This window comes from Enterobacter sp. RCC_40 (assembly GCF_041360735.1).
Taxonomy (GTDB): Bacteria; Pseudomonadota; Gammaproteobacteria; order Enterobacterales; family Enterobacteriaceae; genus Enterobacter; species Enterobacter ludwigii.
This window is the reverse complement of sequence record NZ_JBFUPR010000003.1, coordinates 26333-43547: the sequence shown is the minus strand read 5'-3', so window position 1 is coordinate 43547 and position 17215 is coordinate 26333. Positions and strand designations below refer to the sequence as shown.

The window sequence follows — 17215 nt, the reverse complement described above, 5'->3', positions numbered from 1 at the left end:
AATTTTCTTCATTCCACCAGCAATAATTTATAAAGTGGTTGATTCTCTTCAACCAAATCGGCCAGCGTGTAGTTATCCAGTTCCTTGAGAAAACTTTGCACGGCCAGAGAAAGTGCCTGTTTAAGGCGACAAGCGGGCGTAATGTGGCAGAACGCGCTGCTGCAGTTCACCAGAGACAATGGCTCCAGTTCACGTACCACATCCCCAACACGAATACTCTGCGCCGGTTTACCGAGACGGATCCCACCATTCTTCCCGCGGACGGCAGCAACGTATCCGGCACGACTAAGTTGATTGATTATTTTGACCATATGATTACGGGACACACCGTATACCTCTGTAACCTCAGAGATACTGGTCATTTTCCCATCGGGTAACGACGCCATGTAAATCAGCGCGCGTAAGCCGTAATCGGTGAAACTTGTTAACTGCACATCAACCTCAGGAAAAAGGGAAAACGCGGATAAACCGCACAGATATTCATTAATGATGATAAACCAGCCAGATAGTAAGCGGCTAATTTATTTGACAGACGGGGCGAAAAAGCGGAGATCGAGGAGCGTTCGCCGGATGGCGCGACGCGTATCCAGCCTGCGGGTTGTCCCGCAGGCCAGCAGTCACGAAGATTATGCGTCGAACGGGTCGCGCAGGATCATCGTTTCAGTACGATCAGGGCCGGTAGAGATAATGTCGATCGGCACTTCGGTCAGTTCTTCAATACGCTTGATGTAATTCAGCGCTGCCTGCGGCAAACCGCTACGCTCTTTCACACCGAACGTCGTTTCAGACCAGCCTGGCATGGTTTCGTAGATTGGCTCGATGCCTTTCCAGTCATCCGCAGCCAGCGGAGTGGTGGTCACTTCGCGACCATCAGGCATGCGGTAGCCTACGCAGAGTTTCACCTCTTTCAGACCGTCCAGCACGTCCAGTTTGGTCAGGCAGAAGCCAGACAGGGAGTTAATCTGTACTGCGCGACGCACGGCTACCACGTCCAGCCAGCCGGTACGACGACGACGACCGGTGGTCGCGCCAAACTCGTTACCCTGCTTGCACAGGAACTCGCCGGTTTCATCAAACAGCTCAGTCGGGAATGGACCCGCACCCACGCGAGTAGAGTAAGCTTTGATGATGCCCAGAACGTAATCCACATAACGTGGACCCAGACCAGAACCGGTCGCAACGCCACCCGCGGTGGTGTTAGAGGAGGTGACGTACGGATAGGTACCGTGGTCGATGTCCAGCAGCGTACCCTGCGCACCTTCGAACATGACGAAATCGCCACGCTTGCGCGCCTGGTCCAGCAGATCGGACACATCAACAACCATACCGGTCAGAATGTCAGCAATCGCCATGACGTCATCCAGCACTTTCTGGTAGTCAACAGCGTCAGCTTTATAGAAGTTCACCAGCTGGAAGTTGTGATATTCCATCACTTCTTTCAGTTTTTCAGCGAACGTCTCTTTATCAAACAGATCGCCCACGCGCAGACCGCGACGAGCAACTTTGTCTTCGTAAGCCGGGCCGATACCACGACCGGTCGTGCCGATCGCTTTCGCGCCACGCGCTTTTTCACGCGCTACGTCCAGCGCCACGTGATAATCAAGGATCAGCGGGCAGGCTTCGGAGAGCAGCAGACGCTCGCGAACGGGGATACCACGGTCTTCCAGACCTTTCATCTCTTTCATCAGAGCAGCCGGAGACAGCACAACGCCGTTACCGATGATGCTGGTGACGTTTTCGCGAAGAATGCCTGATGGAATAAGATGGAGGACGGTTTTTTCACCGTTGATTACGAGAGTATGGCCTGCGTTGTGACCGCCCTGGTAGCGTACAACATATTTAGCCCGTTCAGTCAGAAGATCAACAATCTTCCCTTTACCTTCGTCACCCCATTGGGTGCCCAGTACGACGACGTTGTTACCCATTTTTTTCAAAATCACCGTTTGCTTAAAAATGGATTCTACCATCGCTTTTTCAGATATACAGCACTTTTTGACCTCAAAATACGCCAAACCAGATTACTTTTTGATCAGCCAATCGTTTTCCTCAACATGTAGTAGATAACGATGCCGGCAACCACAAGTCCGCCCCCAAATCGGCGCAAAATATTATCCGGCAACTGGCTCAGAGAGGCTATCATCCGACGCCATGCACGCGGATAAAGCATCGGTCCAAGACCTTCCAGCACCAGAACCAGGGCAAGCGCAAGCCAAATGGTTGAATTCATTTTTAATCCTTATAAAAGAAAACCACCGCTCCGTTGAGAGCGGTGGTTTGAATACTCAAACTGGCCTGAGTTTATCGCGTTGCGTTAGCCGGCGTCTTCATGTAGCGGAAGAAATCGCTGTCCGGGCTGAGCACCATCACATCCTGGTTGCTCTGGAAGCTGTTCTCGTAAGCACGCAGGCTACGGATAAAGGCGTAGAAGTCGGGATCCTGGCTGAAGGCATCGGCAAACAGTTTTGCCGCTTCGGCATCCCCTTCACCGCGCAGAATACGGCCCTGACGCTCAGATTCTGCCAGCGTCTTGGTCACTTCGTAATCCGCTGCCGCACGCAGTTTCTCCGCCTCTTCCTGACCTTGTGAACGATGACGACGTGCTACCGCTTCACGCTCGGCGCGCATACGGTTGTAAATCGCCTCGGACACTTCCGCTGGCAGGTTGATCTGCTTGATACGGACGTCGACCACTTCGATACCCAGAGCAGCCATACTGTTCGGGTTGATCACCGGCACTTTGCCGTTGGTTTCAGCCTGAACGCGTTCTGCCGCTTTGGCAATGGCATCATCCGCTGCCGGGGTGGTGACTTCGTCTTCGGTTCCTGCAGAACCGGAGTTCAGCGCATCACGCACTTCCAGCGTCAGACGACCACGGGAGTCGGTGACGATGTCTTTCACATCCAGACGACCAATCTCAGAGCGCAGACGGTCAGAGAACTTACGTTTCAACAGCACTTCCGCCTGAGAAACGTCGCCACCGCCCGTTGCCAGGTAGTAGCGGCTGAAATCACTGATACGCCATTTGATGTAGGAATCAACGATCAGGTCTTTCTTCTCTTTGGTCACGAAACGGTCGGCCTGGTTATCCATGGTCTGGATACGGGCGTCGAGCGTTTTCACCGATTCAATCAATGGCATTTTAAAGTGCAGGCCCGGCTCAAACACCAGCGGCTTGTTCTCGCTGTCGCGCAGAACTTTACCAAAACGCAGGGTAATTCCACGCTCGCCCTCTTTCACCACAAAGATAGAGGTATAAAGCACGACCAATACGATGATGATGATCGCAATAACTGACTTACGCATCCTTATTCCCCCTGACGCTGGTAGTCGTTACGCTGCGCGTTAGCACGGCGTTGGTCCATAATGTCACCATCGTTCGAAGAAGGCGTGGTTGTGGCGCTTGAGCTACCGGATGCCGCAGGTGGCAGACGCAGCAGGTTGTTGGCACCGCTGGTATCCGCCTTTGCCGCCGGCGCCGAACCGCCTTTCAGCATCTGATCCAACGGCAGCACCATCAGGTTTCCACCTTTGCTGTCGTTAACCAGTACCTTACGCGTATGGCTCAGCACTTTTTCCATGGTCTCAATATAAAGACGTTCACGGGTAATCTCCGGAGCCGCTTTATATTCTGGCAAAATCTTCGCGAAACGCGCCACTTCACCCTGAGCTTCCAGGACGGTCTGGGTTTTATACGCACGCGCTTCTTCAAGAATACGCTGCGCCTGACCGTTAGCACGTGGCTGAACTTCGTTGGTGTACGCTTCCGCTTCACGGATGTACTGTTGTTCGTTTTCACGGGCGGCAATCGCGTCATCAAACGCGGCCTTCACCTCTTCCGGCGGACGAGCAGCCTGGAAGTTGACGTCCAGCAGGGTGATACCCATGTTGTACGGGCGAATGGTCTCCTCCAGCTCACGCTGGGTATCGCTACGAATAACGGTACGACCTTCGGTCAGAATGCGGTCCATGGTGTATTTACCGATCACACCGCGCAGCGCACTGTCAGTGGCCTGGCGCAGACTGTCATCTGCACTGGTCACGCTAAACAGGTAGTGCTGCGGATCGGTGACGCGGTACTGGACGTTCATCTCAACGCGCACAACGTTCTCGTCGGAGGTCAGCATCACGCCGGAGGCCGCCAGTTCACGCACAGACTCCACGTTCACCGCGGTCACGTCGTCAATGAAAGTCGGTTTCCAGTTCAGACCTGGCTCAACCAGATGGCTGAACTTACCGAAACGGGTGACCACACCGCGTTCCGCTTCTTTAATGGTGTAGAACCCACTGGCAGCCCAGATGATCACCACGGCAGCGGCAACAATGCCCACCACGCGGCCCCCTAACTGCGGGCGCGGCCCCTGAGTGGAACCCCCACCAGAGCCAGAACCTTTACCTCCGCCAAGACCACCAAGCTTCTTGCTTAGCTTGCGGAAGATATCATCCAGATCCGGCGGCCCCTGCTCGCGACCACCTTTGTTGCCATTTCCCCCAGAGTTGCCGCCTTGATTATTGCTGCTTCCCCACGGGTCGCGGTCTTGTCCGTTATTACCGGGCTGATTCCACGCCATGTATATGCTCCATATTTGTTATGCAAGGGCGAATTATTCAGGCATCCCCTTTCTGATCAGACGATATAGTCGACCAGCGCAGGTTCTTGTTTACAGAGGCGACGCCAGTCAACGATCGGCAAACGCACCTGCATCCCCACGCTGCCGTCATCCTCCATCCACTCTTTTTCTATCGCCTGAAGCTGATAAAACCGGCTGCGCAGCCTGCCTTCCTGTGGCGGCAATCGCAGCGTGTGCTGGGCTACCTCACCGGAAAGACGTTCTGTCAAAGCCTGGAAAAGCAGTGGCACACCAATACCGGTCTGAGCGGAAAGCCAGACCCGAATCGGTTTGTTCTCTTCATCTCGGTCGATACGCGGCTCAAAATCCTCCAGCATATCGATCTTGTTCATCACCAACAGCGTTGGGATGTCGTCGGCGTCGATCTCGTCGAGCACCACGTTTACCGCGTCGATGTTCTCCTGCAAGCGAACATCTGCAGCATCAATGACGTGCAGCAGCAGGGTCGCCTGACGCGTCTCCTGCAGGGTGGCTTTAAACGCAGCCACCAGGTCATGCGGCAGGTGACGGATAAACCCTACGGTATCCGCCAGCACCGTTTCACCGACGTCGGCGACGTCAATACGACGCAATGTGGGGTCCAGGGTCGCAAACAGCTGGTCTGCGGCATAAACCTGGGCCTCAGTAATCTGGTTAAACAGGGTGGATTTACCGGCGTTGGTATACCCCACCAGCGACACCGTCGGGATGTCAGCTTTCGATCGCGCCCGACGTCCTTGCTCACGCTGTTTTTCAACGCGTTCCAGACGTGAAAGGATCTGGGTAATACGGCCACGCAACAGACGGCGGTCGGTTTCAAGCTGGGTCTCACCCGGACCGCGCAAACCAATCCCGCCCTTTTGTCTTTCAAGGTGGGTCCAGCCACGCACAAGCCGCGTTGCCAGATGGCGCAACTGCGCCAGCTCAACCTGCAGCTTACCTTCGTGAGTACGCGCACGTTGAGCGAAAATATCTAAAATCAAACCCGTGCGATCGATAACACGGCATTCGCAAAGACGTTCCAGGTTACGTTCCTGAGCCGGAGACAGCGCATGATCAAACAACACGACTGACGCGCCGGTTGCTTTTACGGCATCCGCAATTTCAACTGCTTTACCTTCACCAACAAAATACTTTGGGTGCGGCGCTTTACGGCTACCGGTAATCACCTGCATTGCTTCGACACCGGCGGAAGAGACCAGAGATTCAAACTCCTGGAGGTCTTCCATATCTTTGTCTTGCGTAAAATAGATGTGTACCAGCACCGCCTGCTCACCGGCATCATAACGGTCAAACAAGCGTAAATTCCTCAAAAAAGATCAGCGGGGAACGCAGGATCCCTGGCTCCCCGTGTGGATAACAGCCCGAAACCTTATTCGGTATCTTCGCTGTCCTGCGCAGGAGAAGAAGAACCCTGCGCGCTGCTGCCATGATGGTAGTTACTACCCGTGCCGCCGCCAGTGTTATTGCTGTGATGGGATACCGGACGAGACGGAACAACTGTAGAAATAGCGTGCTTATAGACCATCTGACTGACCGTGTTTTTCAACAGGATCACGAACTGATCGAAAGATTCAATCTGACCTTGCAGCTTAATACCATTCACCAAATAAATAGAAACTGGAACACGTTCCCGACGCAATGCGTTCAGGAACGGATCTTGTAAAGATTGCCCCTTAGCCATTCTATCTTTTCCTTATATGCTTGTTTTGTACTTAGAACCTTGCGATTCTGAAAAATTGCGCACGATACGACTCAATTGTACACATTCAGTGAGCGATATCACCAACAACCTCAATCACTTCGTTTAACGCCTGTTGCGGTTTTTCACTGTCTAACCAGTGAACACCGTCCCAACCGCGCAACCAGGTGATCTGGCGCTTCGCTAACTGTCTCGTGGCGCAAACACCTCGATAAACCATTTCATCATATGAAATCTCGCCTTCAAGATATGACCACATCTGGCGGTATCCCACACAACGAACGGAAGGCATATCCGTATGCAAATCTCCACGGGCAAATAGCGCCCGCACTTCTGCTTCAAAATCTGAAGCTAACATCTGATGAAAACGCTGCTCAATTCGTTGATGGAGCAGTTCACGGCTCGCCGGGGCGATGGCGAACTGATGCACCTGATACGGCAGAGCGTCTCCTGACGTTTGCGTCAGTTCCGTTAAAGTTTTACCCGAAATGAAAAAAACTTCCAGTGCCCGGGAAAGCCTTTGCGGATCATTTGGATGGATCCGTGCTGCGGCAACCGGGTCAATCTCAGCCAGTTGCTTATGCAAAACGTCCCATCCCTGCTCTGCCGCCTGCTGCTCAATTTTTGCTCTTACTTCTGGATCCGCTGATGGCAGAGGTGAAAGCCCCTCCAGCAACGCCTTGAAATAAAGCATGGTTCCGCCAACCAACAGCGGTATACGTCCCGCCGCCGTTATCTCGGCCATCTCGGCTAATGCATCGCGGCGGAAATCCGCTGCGGAGTATGCCTGAGCCGGGTCGAGAATATCCAGCAAACGATGCGGTGCCGCACGCAGTTCGTCTGCGTCAGGCTTCGCCGTGCCGATGTCCATCCCTCGGTAGATAAGGGCAGAATCGACACTAATCAACTCTACAGGCAAAACTTTACGCAACTCAATGGCCAGTGCCGTTTTGCCGGAGGCCGTGGGGCCCATTAAAAAAATCGCCTTTGGCAGGCTCGCCTTGCTTACGTCAATCATGTTTCAGGGCATTCATCGCCGTTTGTAAATCAACAGGTTGTAATAACCCACCTGGCGGTGTCTTCACCAGATGCGGACAAAGGCGTTCAACCTCCGCCAGCACGCTAATGGCCTGCGCCATACTCCACGGCGTATGTTCGCTTGCCAGATGGCGGGCGATCCACTGCGCGGTGTTGGCGGCATCAAACGACGTTTGCTGCGCCAGGTAGCCTATCAGTTCAGGAATCAAGTTTTGTAAATTTTGTTGGCGTAAGGGTAAAGGCACTGCGCGAATGGTCACATGTTGCGGTTCGAGCACCATTTCAATGCCCATCTGCGCCAACAGGGCCTCTGCGCGACGCAGTACCCCTGTTTCTTCAGGGGATATTTTTAGCCGAACGGGGATCAGCAGCGGTTGTGCACAGGCCGCGTTTTCACCCGGCGTAAGCTGCACTTGTTTAAGCCAGCGTTCCGCCACCGGCAATGCCAGAAGCATCACGTGGCCTTCGCGCTCCAGCAACGCCATATCCGGGGCAATAATCGTCAGAACCCGGCCAAAACTCTGGCTGTGGCCGTCCAGCGAAGGCGCTGGCACCGCGACAGGCGCTTTGCGCTCCACCGCGGGGGTTTCCAGCAATTTGCGGTACAACGCTCCCTGCTGTTTTTGATAGCCAGGTTGGGCGTTGGGATAGTTCGCTCCCGTTGGGCGCGGTGTGCTACCCGCAGCAGAGAAACGCGGGGCATCCGGCTCACGCGCCACGGCAGGTTCAGCAAAATGGTTCCGGCCCGCTGCAACACGGTTTTCCGGAAACGCGCGCGGGGCGGGTTCTTCTTTTTCCAGCGGCAGCGTCGGTTCAGCCTGCTGTTGCAATACGCTCAGCACGCCCTGATAGATAAAATCATGCACCAGACGTGACTGGTGGAACCGCACTTCATGCTTGGCAGGATGGACGTTAACGTCCACCTGGTGAGGATCGATTTCTAGATAGAGCACAAACGCGGGTTGCTGATCTGCGCCCAGTTTATCTTCACAGGCCTGACGAATGGCGTGGTTGATGAGGCGGTCACGCATCATGCGGCCGTTCACGTAGCAATACTGGATCTCAGCGAAGGCGGCGCTGCTCGCGTTGGGGTCAGCCACCCAGCCGCGCATGGCCAGATCGCCATGCTGCCACTCAATGGCCAGCGCGTGCTCGAGGAACGGTACGCCGCAGATAGCGCCCAAGCGGCGCTCTTTTTGCCCACCTTCCGCCACGGCGCGGTACTGGCGCATGACTTTGCCGTTATGGCTAAGGTTAATGGTCACGTCAAACCGCGCCAGGGCAATGCGACGAATGATCTCATCGATATGCCCAAACTCGGTTTTTTCGGTACGCATAAACTTGCGTCGGGCGGGGGTGTTATAAAAAAGATCCAGCACTTCCAGCGTCGTACCGACCGGATGCGCCGCTGGTTTAATCGTCACGTCCATATCACGCCCTTCGGCGTACGCCTGCCAGGCTTCCTGCTGTTCAGCGGTACGGGAGGTGAGCGTGAGACGGGAAACGGAGCTGATACTGGCCAGCGCTTCCCCGCGAAAACCGAGGCTGATGATCGCTTCCAGGTCATCAAGAGAGGCAATTTTACTGGTGGCATGACGCGCCAGCGCTAACGCCAGCTCGTCTTTTTTAATTCCACAACCGTTGTCACGAATGCGAATCAGCTTTGCGCCGCCGCGTTCGATATCAATATCAATGCGGGTGGCCCCCGCATCAAGGCTGTTTTCTACCAGCTCCTTCACCACCGATGCAGGGCGCTCCACCACCTCACCGGCGGCGATTTGGTTCGCGAGCTGCGGCGGTAGAACCTGAATCGGCATGAATTCTCCTTAATTGGTCGCGGTCATCTCACCTGGCTGCGCTGCGCTGGCCGTCTGGGCGGCACCGCCCTGTGGCGCGGACTGCAGCGGATGCGCATCAAAGTATTTACGCAGACCGTTATAGATCGCTTCGGCAATTTGCTGCTGATAGCTGTCGCTGCCCAGTAGGCGTTCTTCAGCGTTATTACTGATAAAGCCTGTTTCCACCAGAATCGATGGAATATCCGGCGATCGCAGAACGCCCAGGCTCGCATGCTCCGGACGGCGCTTGTGCAATGACCCGATGCCCTGCAGCTGGTTCAATACATTTGTGGCGACATCATACCCGACGCGCTGGGAATGACCGAATTGTAAATCCAGCACCGCCTGGCTGAGATAGGGATCGGCCTGGCTGTTTGCCAGCACATCACCCGCTCCACCTAACAGTTCGGACTGTTTCTCGTGCTCTTCAAGCCAGTTTGCCATTTCACTGTTCGCCCGACGGTTTGACAGCACCCACACTGAGGCTCCCGTGGCGTTACGGTTTGGCGCGGCATCCGCATGAATGGACACCAGGAAATTGGCATTTTGCTTACGTGCTACATCCGAACGGCCCATCACCGAGATAAAGTAATCGCCGTCGCGCGTCAGCACGCCTTTAAACATAGGATCGTCGTTTAACAGCGTCCGCAGCTTACGGGCAACCGCGATGGTGACATTTTTCTCCCGCGTACCGCCCGGGCCAATTGCGCCGGGATCCTGACCGCCGTGCCCCGCATCAATGGCGATAATCACTTTATCACCGCTGACCGCGCGACGTGCGCTGGCCGCCGGCCGCGTCACGGTATTGCTGCTGGTAACGCTGGTAATGCGGTCGCTGTCCGTTTTAAACGGATTACGTGCCGGTTCAGATGGGCGCGGGGTATAAACCGGCTCTTCCACGCGTTTCGCCACCACCGGTGGAGGCGGAGGCGGCGGAGGGGCGTCAGCGTTGATGGTAAAGACCACCGTATAATTCGCACCGTTTTGCTGCTTAACCGCTCTGGTTTTACCCTTTTCGGTTAGGTCGACCACCAGACGCAATGACTGGCTATCTTTTGGCGAGCCGGAACGAATGCTTTTAACCAGATTATTGCCGCTGAACTGGAGCGGTAACCCCTGGATAACCCCGGTTTGTTTGATATCCAGCGCCACGCTGTGGCTGTCTGGCTGTGAAAAAGCATATTCCGGATCGCCCATAAAGCTGAACGTGATCCTGGCCTGGCTTTCGCCGTTCGACACCTGAATATCCGACAGGCTTGCCGCCCCGGCCTGCGCGCACAGCAGCACCGTGGCAGCCAATAACCAACCTTTAACGCGACTAATCATCCCGTCATCCCTACGCTTAACCGGCCAGACGCGCCAGTAAGGAACTACCTGATGAGGAAACAGCACTGATGCGTGCCTCACGCCCTTGTGCCTGGTAATCTAAGTGAATTTCGACATCCGGGTCAGGCAACACACCCGCACCTTGTTGCGGCCACTCCACCAGGCAGATGGCATCATTGGCAAAATAATCACGGATCCCCATAAATTCCAGCTCCTCGGGATCCGCAAGGCGGTATAAATCAAAGTGGTACACCATGAGATTTTCAAGGGTGTACGGCTCTACCAGCGTGTAGGTTGGGCTTTTCACATTGCCTTTATGGCCTAACGCCTGCAGAAAACCCCGGCTGAAGGTGGTTTTACCCGCACCTAAATCACCATACAGATAAATGACGGTTGCCCCCTGACAGGCCTGTGCCACGCGTTTGCCAAGATCTAAAGTGGCTTGTTCATCAGGTAAAGAAATCGCTCGATTAGTCATTTTCTACGTCAATCACATCCGGGTTAACAACACGCCGTAGCGTGCAAAAAAGATCGGTGGCCAGCATTCCGCGTGTACCGTAACGTGCCGCCAGCTTATCCGCCGCGACACCATGGGCCACGCAGCCAGCGCAGGCTGCATCATAAAGGGGAAGTTTCTGTCCAAGCAATGCGCCAATGATGCCGGAAAGCACATCGCCCATTCCGCCGCTCGCCATGCCCGCATTTCCGGCATCGACAATGCCCAGCGCCTCGTCGCTGGCGACAACGGTTCCTGCCCCTTTCAGAACGGCAACACCTCCGTAACGTTTTACCAGACGCCGGGCAGAAAGTAAGCGATCGCTTTCAATTTCTGCCACGCTGCAGTTAAGCAGGCGCGCGGCTTCGCCGGGGTGCGGCGTCAGAATGCGATTGTGACGCTTATCAGGATTGATTGCCAGAAGGTTCAGCGCGTCGGCATCCCACAGCATCGGTTTACGAAAATTCTCGACCTTCTGCAGGGCCTGTTTCCCCCAGGCCTGCTGCCCAAGCCCCGGGCCAATGACCACGACATCCGCCCATTCGAGACTCTCTTCAAGCGACTGCGGCGTCAATTCATGCACCATCAGCTCCGGACGGGCCGTAATAATTGGCGCACTATTTTCGATGCGCGTCAGCACCCGCACTAAACCGGCACCGCAACGCAATGCCGCTTCCCCCGTCATGCGGATAGCCCCCGCCGTACCGTGGTCACCTCCAATGATCACCAGCCTGCCGTGATCGCCTTTATGGGACGTCGGGCGGCGCGGCGGTAGCCACTGTGCCAGCAGCGAAGCATCAACGCGCAAAACGTGGGTTTCCTGTCCGGCAAGCCAGCTCTCCAGCCCCAGTGCGTTATGGTGCAACGTTCCCGTGACATCCCGTGCTTTACCGGTAAGCAGCCCCGGTTTCAGGGCGATAAAGGCAACGGTGTGCGCGGCCTGAATCACCGCGCCCGGCGTCGTGCCGGTTTGCGCCATCAGTCCAGAAGGTATATCCAGGGCCACCACCGGCGCGCTGTGGGCATTGGCACGTGCAATCAGGGTGGCAACCGGGTCGCGCGGCGCACTGCGTAGTCCGGTGCCCAGCAGGCCATCAATAATCACATCAATCTCTTCCGGCCAGACGATATCGGTGGCATGAATAACACCGCCCGCGTTCAACCAGGCTTCCCGCGCCGCACTGGCCTCTTCTGGCAGCGGTTTATCGCTCTCCAGCGCCAGCAAAGTCACGTGGATCCCGGCGGCAACCGCCAGGCGGGCGACGACATAACCGTCACCGCCGTTATTGCCGTGTCCGCATAAAATCAGCCAATGCGACGATTCAGGGTAAGCCGTGCGGGCAACGTTAAACGCCGCTTCACCCGCGCGTTGCATCAGTTCATACAGGGTAATGCCGAGGCTGTCTGCGGCCTCTTTTTCGGCGTGCCGGAGGTCATCCGCATGCCAGATGGAATGTGGTATACTTTCGGGGTTTTTCTTCACAGTATGGTCCGTCATGTCACAGCCCCTCGATCTCAATGAATTAGCGCAAAAAATTAAACAGTGGGGTGCTGAGCTTGGCTTCCAGAAGGTGGGTATCACCGATACCGACCTCTCCGCCAGCGAGCCGAAACTGCAGGCATGGCTGGATAAACAATACCATGGCGAAATGGAGTGGATGGCGCGTCATGGCATGATGCGTGCCCGCCCACACGAGCTGTTGCCCGGTACATTACGCGTCATCAGCGTACGCATGAACTACCTGCCCGCCAACGCGGCGTTTGCTCGCACGTTAAAAAATCCCGCTCTTGGTTACGTCAGCCGGTACGCCCTGGGCCGTGATTACCATAAGCTTCTGCGTAACCGTTTAAAAAAACTTGGGGAAACTATTCAGCAGCACTGTGTGTCGCTGAATTTTAGACCGTTTGTAGACTCTGCGCCTGTTCTTGAGCGCCCGATAGCAGAAAAAGCCGGGCTTGGCTGGACAGGTAAGCACTCACTTATCCTTAGCCGCGATGCCGGATCGTTCTTTTTCCTCGGTGAACTGCTCATAGATTTGCCGCTGCCGGTAGATGGTCCGGTAGAGGAAGGTTGCGGGCGCTGCGTGGCCTGCATGACCATCTGCCCGACGGGTGCCATCGTTGAGCCTTATACGGTGGATGCGCGCCGCTGCATCTCCTATCTCACCATTGAACTCGAAGGGGCGATACCGGAAGAATTCCGTCCGCTCATCGGGAACCGTATCTACGGCTGCGATGACTGCCAGCTGATCTGCCCCTGGAATCGTTACTCGCAGCTTACGGATGAAGACGATTTCAGTCCTCGTAAAGCGCTTCATGCGCCTCAGCTTATCGAGCTCTTCGCTTGGAGTGAGGCCTGGTTCCTGAAAGTCACCGAAGGATCCGCCATTCGGCGTATTGGGCATCTGCGCTGGTTACGAAATGTCGCCGTTGCGCTGGGTAATGCATCCTGGGATGAAGCCAATATTCAGGCGCTCGAAAGTCGCAGAGGTGAGCACCCACTTCTTGATGAACACATAGAATGGGCGATTGCGCAGCAAATCGAGAAGCGCAATGCCTGCGTTGTCGAGGTGCAGCTGCCGAAGAAACAACGGCTGGTGAGAGTGATTGAAAAAGGGCTTGTACGGGATGCTTGATATATTCACAGCCTGTGAATAAAAATAAAAACTCAAGCGCCATCGGGGCTGGCAATGAGGTCAAGTGATCTAAATAACATTTTGAAATGAAATTTACTTCATTAAATTCAGTATGTTAAGAAGATATTATTCACCCTGCTAATTTTCTTCTGGTCTGTCACTGAGTAGGGCTTCTGTGGATAACTCTGTTCACAAGAGTATTTCAGATGCAATAGAAAATGTCCCCAACGAAGCATTCCGCTGTGGATAATCTGGAGATGATAAGAATTTGGAGCGGGAAACGAGACTCGAACTCGCGACCCCGACCTTGGCAAGGTCGTGCTCTACCAACTGAGCTATTCCCGCTTGGGTGGTCCGTGCTGTGGAAGCACTTTCAAATTTTGGAGCGGGAAACGAGACTCGAACTCGCGACCCCGACCTTGGCAAGGTCGTGCTCTACCAACTGAGCTATTCCCGCTTGGGTGGTCTGTGCTTTAGAAGCACCTTCAAATTTTGGAGCGGGAAACGAGACTCGAACTCGCGACCCCGACCTTGGCAAGGTCGTGCTCTACCAACTGAGCTATTCCCGCAAATTTGCACTGCTTTTGTTGCTGTCGTAACGTGTATTTCTCTGTCGTTACGGGAGGCGCATTATACGAGAAATCCGTTTAGCTGCAACCCCCCTAAAAGCGTTTTTTGTGAAATTCAGTTCAAGTGATGGAATATTCATCGCTTTGCACGTTTTTACACCATTCATGCGTTCTGTAGGCCGGGTAACGCGCAACGCCCCCGGCAACCGCCTGAATTACAGCTTAATAAAGTTCTCGCGATAATACGCCAGTTCGGCCACAGACTCACGGATATCGTCCATGGCCTGATGCGTACCCTGCTTTTTAAAGCCATCCAGGATTTCCGGTTTCCAGCGACGCGCCAGCTCTTTCAGGGTGCTCACATCCAGATAGCGGTAATGGAAGTAAGACTCCAGCTCCGACATGTACTTAAACAGAAAACGGCGATCCTGACCGATGCTGTTACCGCAGATAGGTGATTTGCCCGCCGGAACCCACTGTTTCAGAAACGCAAGCGTTGCCAGCTCCGCCTCGCGATCGCCCATGGTGCTGGCCTTAACGCGCTCCACCAGCCCGCTCCCCGTATGGGTGCGCACGTTCCACTCATCCATTAACGCAAGCTGGTCGTCGGACTGATGAACCGCGATAGTCGGCCCTTCCGCCAGAATATTCAGGTTGGCATCGGTCACCAGGGTTGCAATCTCAATAATGCGATCGCGCTCGGGATCCAGCCCGGTCATTTCAAGATCGATCCAAATCAGGTTGTTTTCATCCGCGCTCATGTTATTTTCCACCCTTCTCGCATAACCGGCTGTAGCAGGTTAACTAGTATTAATTAGAGTGTATCATAGAGGTTTTGCCCCTTACGGGCGACCAGGAGCCAGCGCGATTGAGTAAAAATAAACTCTCCAAAGGGCAGCAGCGCCGTGTGAATGCCAATCACCAGCGCCGTCTTAAAACCACTTCGGAGAAGGTCGATTACGACGACAACCTGTTTGGCGAACCGATGGAAGGCATCGTCATCAGCCGTTTCGGTATGCACGCCGACGTGGAATCCGCCAACGGTGAGATTCACCGCTGCAACATCCGCCGGACGATTCGTTCTCTGGTGACCGGCGATCGCGTGGTCTGGCGCCCGGGTAAAGAAGCGGCGGAAGGCGTCACGGTAAAAGGCATCGTTGAGGCGGTCCACGCGCGTACGTCGGTACTGACCCGTCCCGATTTCTACGACGGGGTTAAACCTATCGCAGCCAACATTAACCAGATCGTTATCGTCTCAGCGATTTTGCCTGAACTTTCGCTCAATATTATCGACCGATACCTTGTCGCCTGTGAAACGCTGCAGGTTGAACCGATCATCGTACTCAACAAAATCGATCTGCTCGATGAAGACGGTATGAACTTCGTCAACGAGCAGATGGATATCTACCGTAACATCGGGTATCGCGTTCTGATGGTTTCCAGCTATACCAAAGATGGTCTGAAACCGCTTGAAGAGGCGCTTACCGATCGCATCAGCATCTTTGCGGGACAGTCCGGTGTGGGCAAATCGAGCCTGCTGAACAACCTTCTCGGCCTCCAGCAAGAGATCGTGACCAACGATGTGTCTGATGTTTCTGGCCTGGGCCAGCACACCACAACCGCGTCACGCCTGTATCACTTCCCGCACGGCGGCGATGTCATTGACTCCCCGGGCGTGCGTGAATTCGGTTTGTGGCACCTTGAGCCGGAACAAATCTTCAACGGATTTGTCGAATTCCATGATTATTTAGGTGCTTGCAAATACCGCGACTGTAAACATGACAATGACCCGGGCTGCGCTATCCGTGAAGCGGTCGAGAAAGGCGAAATAGCGGAGACCCGCTTTGAAAACTACCACCGAATTCTCGAGAGCATGGATCAGGTAAAAACGCGTAAAAACTTTTCTGATTCTGATAACTGACAACTAAGCTAAGCATCGCTAAAATCGTCCCCTTTTTTCAGGTTCCGGCGCTTTGCGGCCGGATCAGGAACGACAAAACAATGGCCTGGAGGCTACCTTGTTAAACTCATTTAAACTTTCGCTTCAATACATTCTGCCGAAACTGTGGCTCACTCGCCTGGCGGGCTGGGGCGCGAGCAAACGAGCGGGCTGGCTGACCAAACTGGTCATCGACCTTTTCGTAAAATATTACAAGGTCGACATGAAAGAGGCGCAGAAGCCGGATACCGCCAGCTACCGCACCTTCAACGAGTTTTTCGTCCGGCCACTGCGCGACGACGTGCGCCCGCTGAATACGGACCCTAACGTGCTGGTGATGCCTGCAGATGGCGTGATTAGCCAACTGGGTAACATCGAAGACGACAAAATCCTGCAGGCGAAAGGCCATAACTACAGCCTGGAAGCGTTGCTGGCAGGTAACTACCTGATGGCGGATCTGTTCCGTAACGGGACCTTCGCGACCACCTATCTCTCACCGCGCGACTATCACCGCGTGCACATGCCGTGCAACGGCATCCTGCGTGAAATGATCTACGTTCCGGGCGATCTGTTCTCCGTGAACCACCTCACGGCGCAGAACGTACCTAACCTGTTCGCCCGTAACGAACGCGTCATCTGCCTGTTTGATACTGAATTCGGCCCTATGGCGCAGATTCTGGTGGGCGCGACCATTGTCGGCAGCATTGAAACCGTCTGGGCTGGCACCATCACCCCACCACGTGAAGGCGTGATCAAGCGCTGGACCTGGCCTGCCGGTGAAGAAGAAGGCTCTGTCGCCCTGCTGAAAGGTCAGGAGATGGGTCGCTTCAAGCTGGGATCAACCGTTATCAACCTGTTTGCACCGGGTAAAGTTAAGCTGGCCGAACAGCTTGAAAGCCTGTCGGTCACCAAACTGGGTCAGCCGCTGGCCGTCTCTACCGAAACCTTCGTAACGCCGGTGGCAGAACCTGCACCGTTGTCCCAAGAAGAGATCGACGCCGAGCACGACGCCAGCCCGCTGGTTGACGACAAAAAAGACGAAGGCTAATAACAGAAGGATCGCT

General features: G+C 54.8%; 16 protein-coding genes and 3 tRNA genes. 3 read left to right on the top strand and 16 right to left on the bottom strand.

Features of this window, described 5'->3' with window-relative positions:
- Positions 1-8: 8 nt before the first annotated feature.
- The 12 genes from nsrR to nnr all read right to left on the bottom strand — a co-directional run bounded on the left by nsrR (position 9) and on the right by nnr (position 12505).
- Entirely contained in the window at positions 9-434 is a 426-nt protein-coding gene (gene nsrR / locus AB6731_RS12435; protein ID WP_014168317.1) for a nitric oxide-sensing transcriptional repressor NsrR, read from the bottom strand.
- A gap of 192 nt (positions 435-626) precedes the next feature.
- Positions 627-1925 carry an adenylosuccinate synthase gene (locus AB6731_RS12430; RefSeq protein ID WP_025206256.1) on the bottom strand — a complete coding sequence of 433 codons (1299 nt, stop codon included), beginning with the start codon at positions 1923-1925 and terminating at the stop codon, positions 627-629.
- 104 nt (positions 1926-2029) lie between these two features.
- A complete protein-coding gene (locus AB6731_RS12425) occupies positions 2030-2227 on the bottom strand; it encodes a DUF2065 domain-containing protein (RefSeq protein WP_014168315.1) in 198 nt (65 codons plus the stop codon).
- Between the two features lie 71 nt (positions 2228-2298).
- Positions 2299-3303, bottom strand: a complete 1005-nt coding sequence (gene hflC / locus AB6731_RS12420) for a protease modulator HflC (protein ID WP_014168314.1) — start codon at positions 3301-3303, stop codon at positions 2299-2301.
- Positions 3304-3305: 2 nt separating this feature from the next.
- Positions 3306-4568: an FtsH protease activity modulator HflK gene (gene hflK, locus AB6731_RS12415; protein ID WP_014168313.1), complete on the bottom strand. Its 1263-nt coding sequence runs from the start codon at positions 4566-4568 to the stop codon at positions 3306-3308.
- A 56-nt stretch (positions 4569-4624) separates the two neighbouring features.
- Positions 4625-5905, bottom strand: coding sequence for a ribosome rescue GTPase HflX (hflX, locus tag AB6731_RS12410; RefSeq protein WP_020882944.1), 1281 nt, complete (start codon positions 5903-5905; stop codon positions 4625-4627).
- A gap of 74 nt (positions 5906-5979) precedes the next feature.
- Positions 5980-6291, bottom strand: coding sequence for an RNA chaperone Hfq (gene hfq, locus AB6731_RS12405; protein WP_014168311.1), 312 nt, complete (start codon positions 6289-6291; stop codon positions 5980-5982).
- 85 nt (positions 6292-6376) lie between these two features.
- Positions 6377-7327, bottom strand: coding sequence for a tRNA (adenosine(37)-N6)-dimethylallyltransferase MiaA (gene miaA / locus AB6731_RS12400; RefSeq protein WP_014168310.1), 951 nt, complete (start codon positions 7325-7327; stop codon positions 6377-6379).
- On the bottom strand, positions 7320-9164 hold the full coding sequence (gene mutL / locus AB6731_RS12395; RefSeq protein ID WP_047743149.1) for a DNA mismatch repair endonuclease MutL: 1845 nt from the start codon (positions 9162-9164) through the stop codon (positions 7320-7322). Before mutL ends, miaA begins: the two co-directional genes overlap by 8 nt.
- 9 nt (positions 9165-9173) lie before the next feature.
- Entirely contained in the window at positions 9174-10511 is a 1338-nt protein-coding gene (amiB, locus tag AB6731_RS12390; RefSeq protein ID WP_014168308.1) for an N-acetylmuramoyl-L-alanine amidase AmiB, read from the bottom strand.
- Between the two features lie 16 nt (positions 10512-10527).
- On the bottom strand, positions 10528-10989 hold the full coding sequence (gene tsaE / locus AB6731_RS12385) for a tRNA (adenosine(37)-N6)-threonylcarbamoyltransferase complex ATPase subunit type 1 TsaE (protein WP_020882947.1): 462 nt from the start codon (positions 10987-10989) through the stop codon (positions 10528-10530).
- A complete protein-coding gene (nnr, locus tag AB6731_RS12380; RefSeq protein ID WP_371006420.1) occupies positions 10982-12505 on the bottom strand; it encodes a bifunctional ADP-dependent NAD(P)H-hydrate dehydratase/NAD(P)H-hydrate epimerase in 1524 nt (507 codons plus the stop codon). The genes tsaE and nnr overlap by 8 nt, the downstream gene beginning before the upstream one ends.
- On the opposite strand from nnr, the gene queG reads away from it, so the two are divergent.
- Positions 12504-13643 carry a tRNA epoxyqueuosine(34) reductase QueG gene (gene queG, locus AB6731_RS12375; protein WP_025206259.1) on the top strand — a complete coding sequence of 380 codons (1140 nt, stop codon included), beginning with the start codon at positions 12504-12506 and terminating at the stop codon, positions 13641-13643. The two genes, nnr and queG, sit on opposite strands and share 2 nt — an antisense overlap.
- Positions 13644-13912: 269 nt before the next feature.
- Here queG and AB6731_RS12370 read toward each other — a convergent pair.
- From AB6731_RS12370 to orn, 4 genes are all read right to left on the bottom strand, one after another.
- Positions 13913-13988, bottom strand: a tRNA-Gly gene (locus AB6731_RS12370).
- A 36-nt stretch (positions 13989-14024) separates the two neighbouring features.
- Positions 14025-14100 (bottom strand) — tRNA-Gly (locus AB6731_RS12365).
- A gap of 36 nt (positions 14101-14136) precedes the next feature.
- Positions 14137-14212, bottom strand: a tRNA-Gly gene (locus AB6731_RS12360).
- Between the two features lie 215 nt (positions 14213-14427).
- Positions 14428-14973 carry an oligoribonuclease gene (gene orn / locus AB6731_RS12355; protein ID WP_371006419.1) on the bottom strand — a complete coding sequence of 182 codons (546 nt, stop codon included), beginning with the start codon at positions 14971-14973 and terminating at the stop codon, positions 14428-14430.
- Between the two features lie 107 nt (positions 14974-15080).
- Between orn and rsgA the strand changes: the two genes are divergently transcribed.
- On the top strand, positions 15081-16133 hold the full coding sequence (gene rsgA, locus AB6731_RS12350; RefSeq protein ID WP_020882951.1) for a small ribosomal subunit biogenesis GTPase RsgA: 1053 nt from the start codon (positions 15081-15083) through the stop codon (positions 16131-16133).
- A gap of 97 nt (positions 16134-16230) precedes the next feature.
- Positions 16231-17199 carry an archaetidylserine decarboxylase gene (asd, locus tag AB6731_RS12345; RefSeq protein ID WP_047355587.1) on the top strand — a complete coding sequence of 323 codons (969 nt, stop codon included), beginning with the start codon at positions 16231-16233 and terminating at the stop codon, positions 17197-17199.
- Positions 17200-17215: the final 16 nt, after the last annotated feature.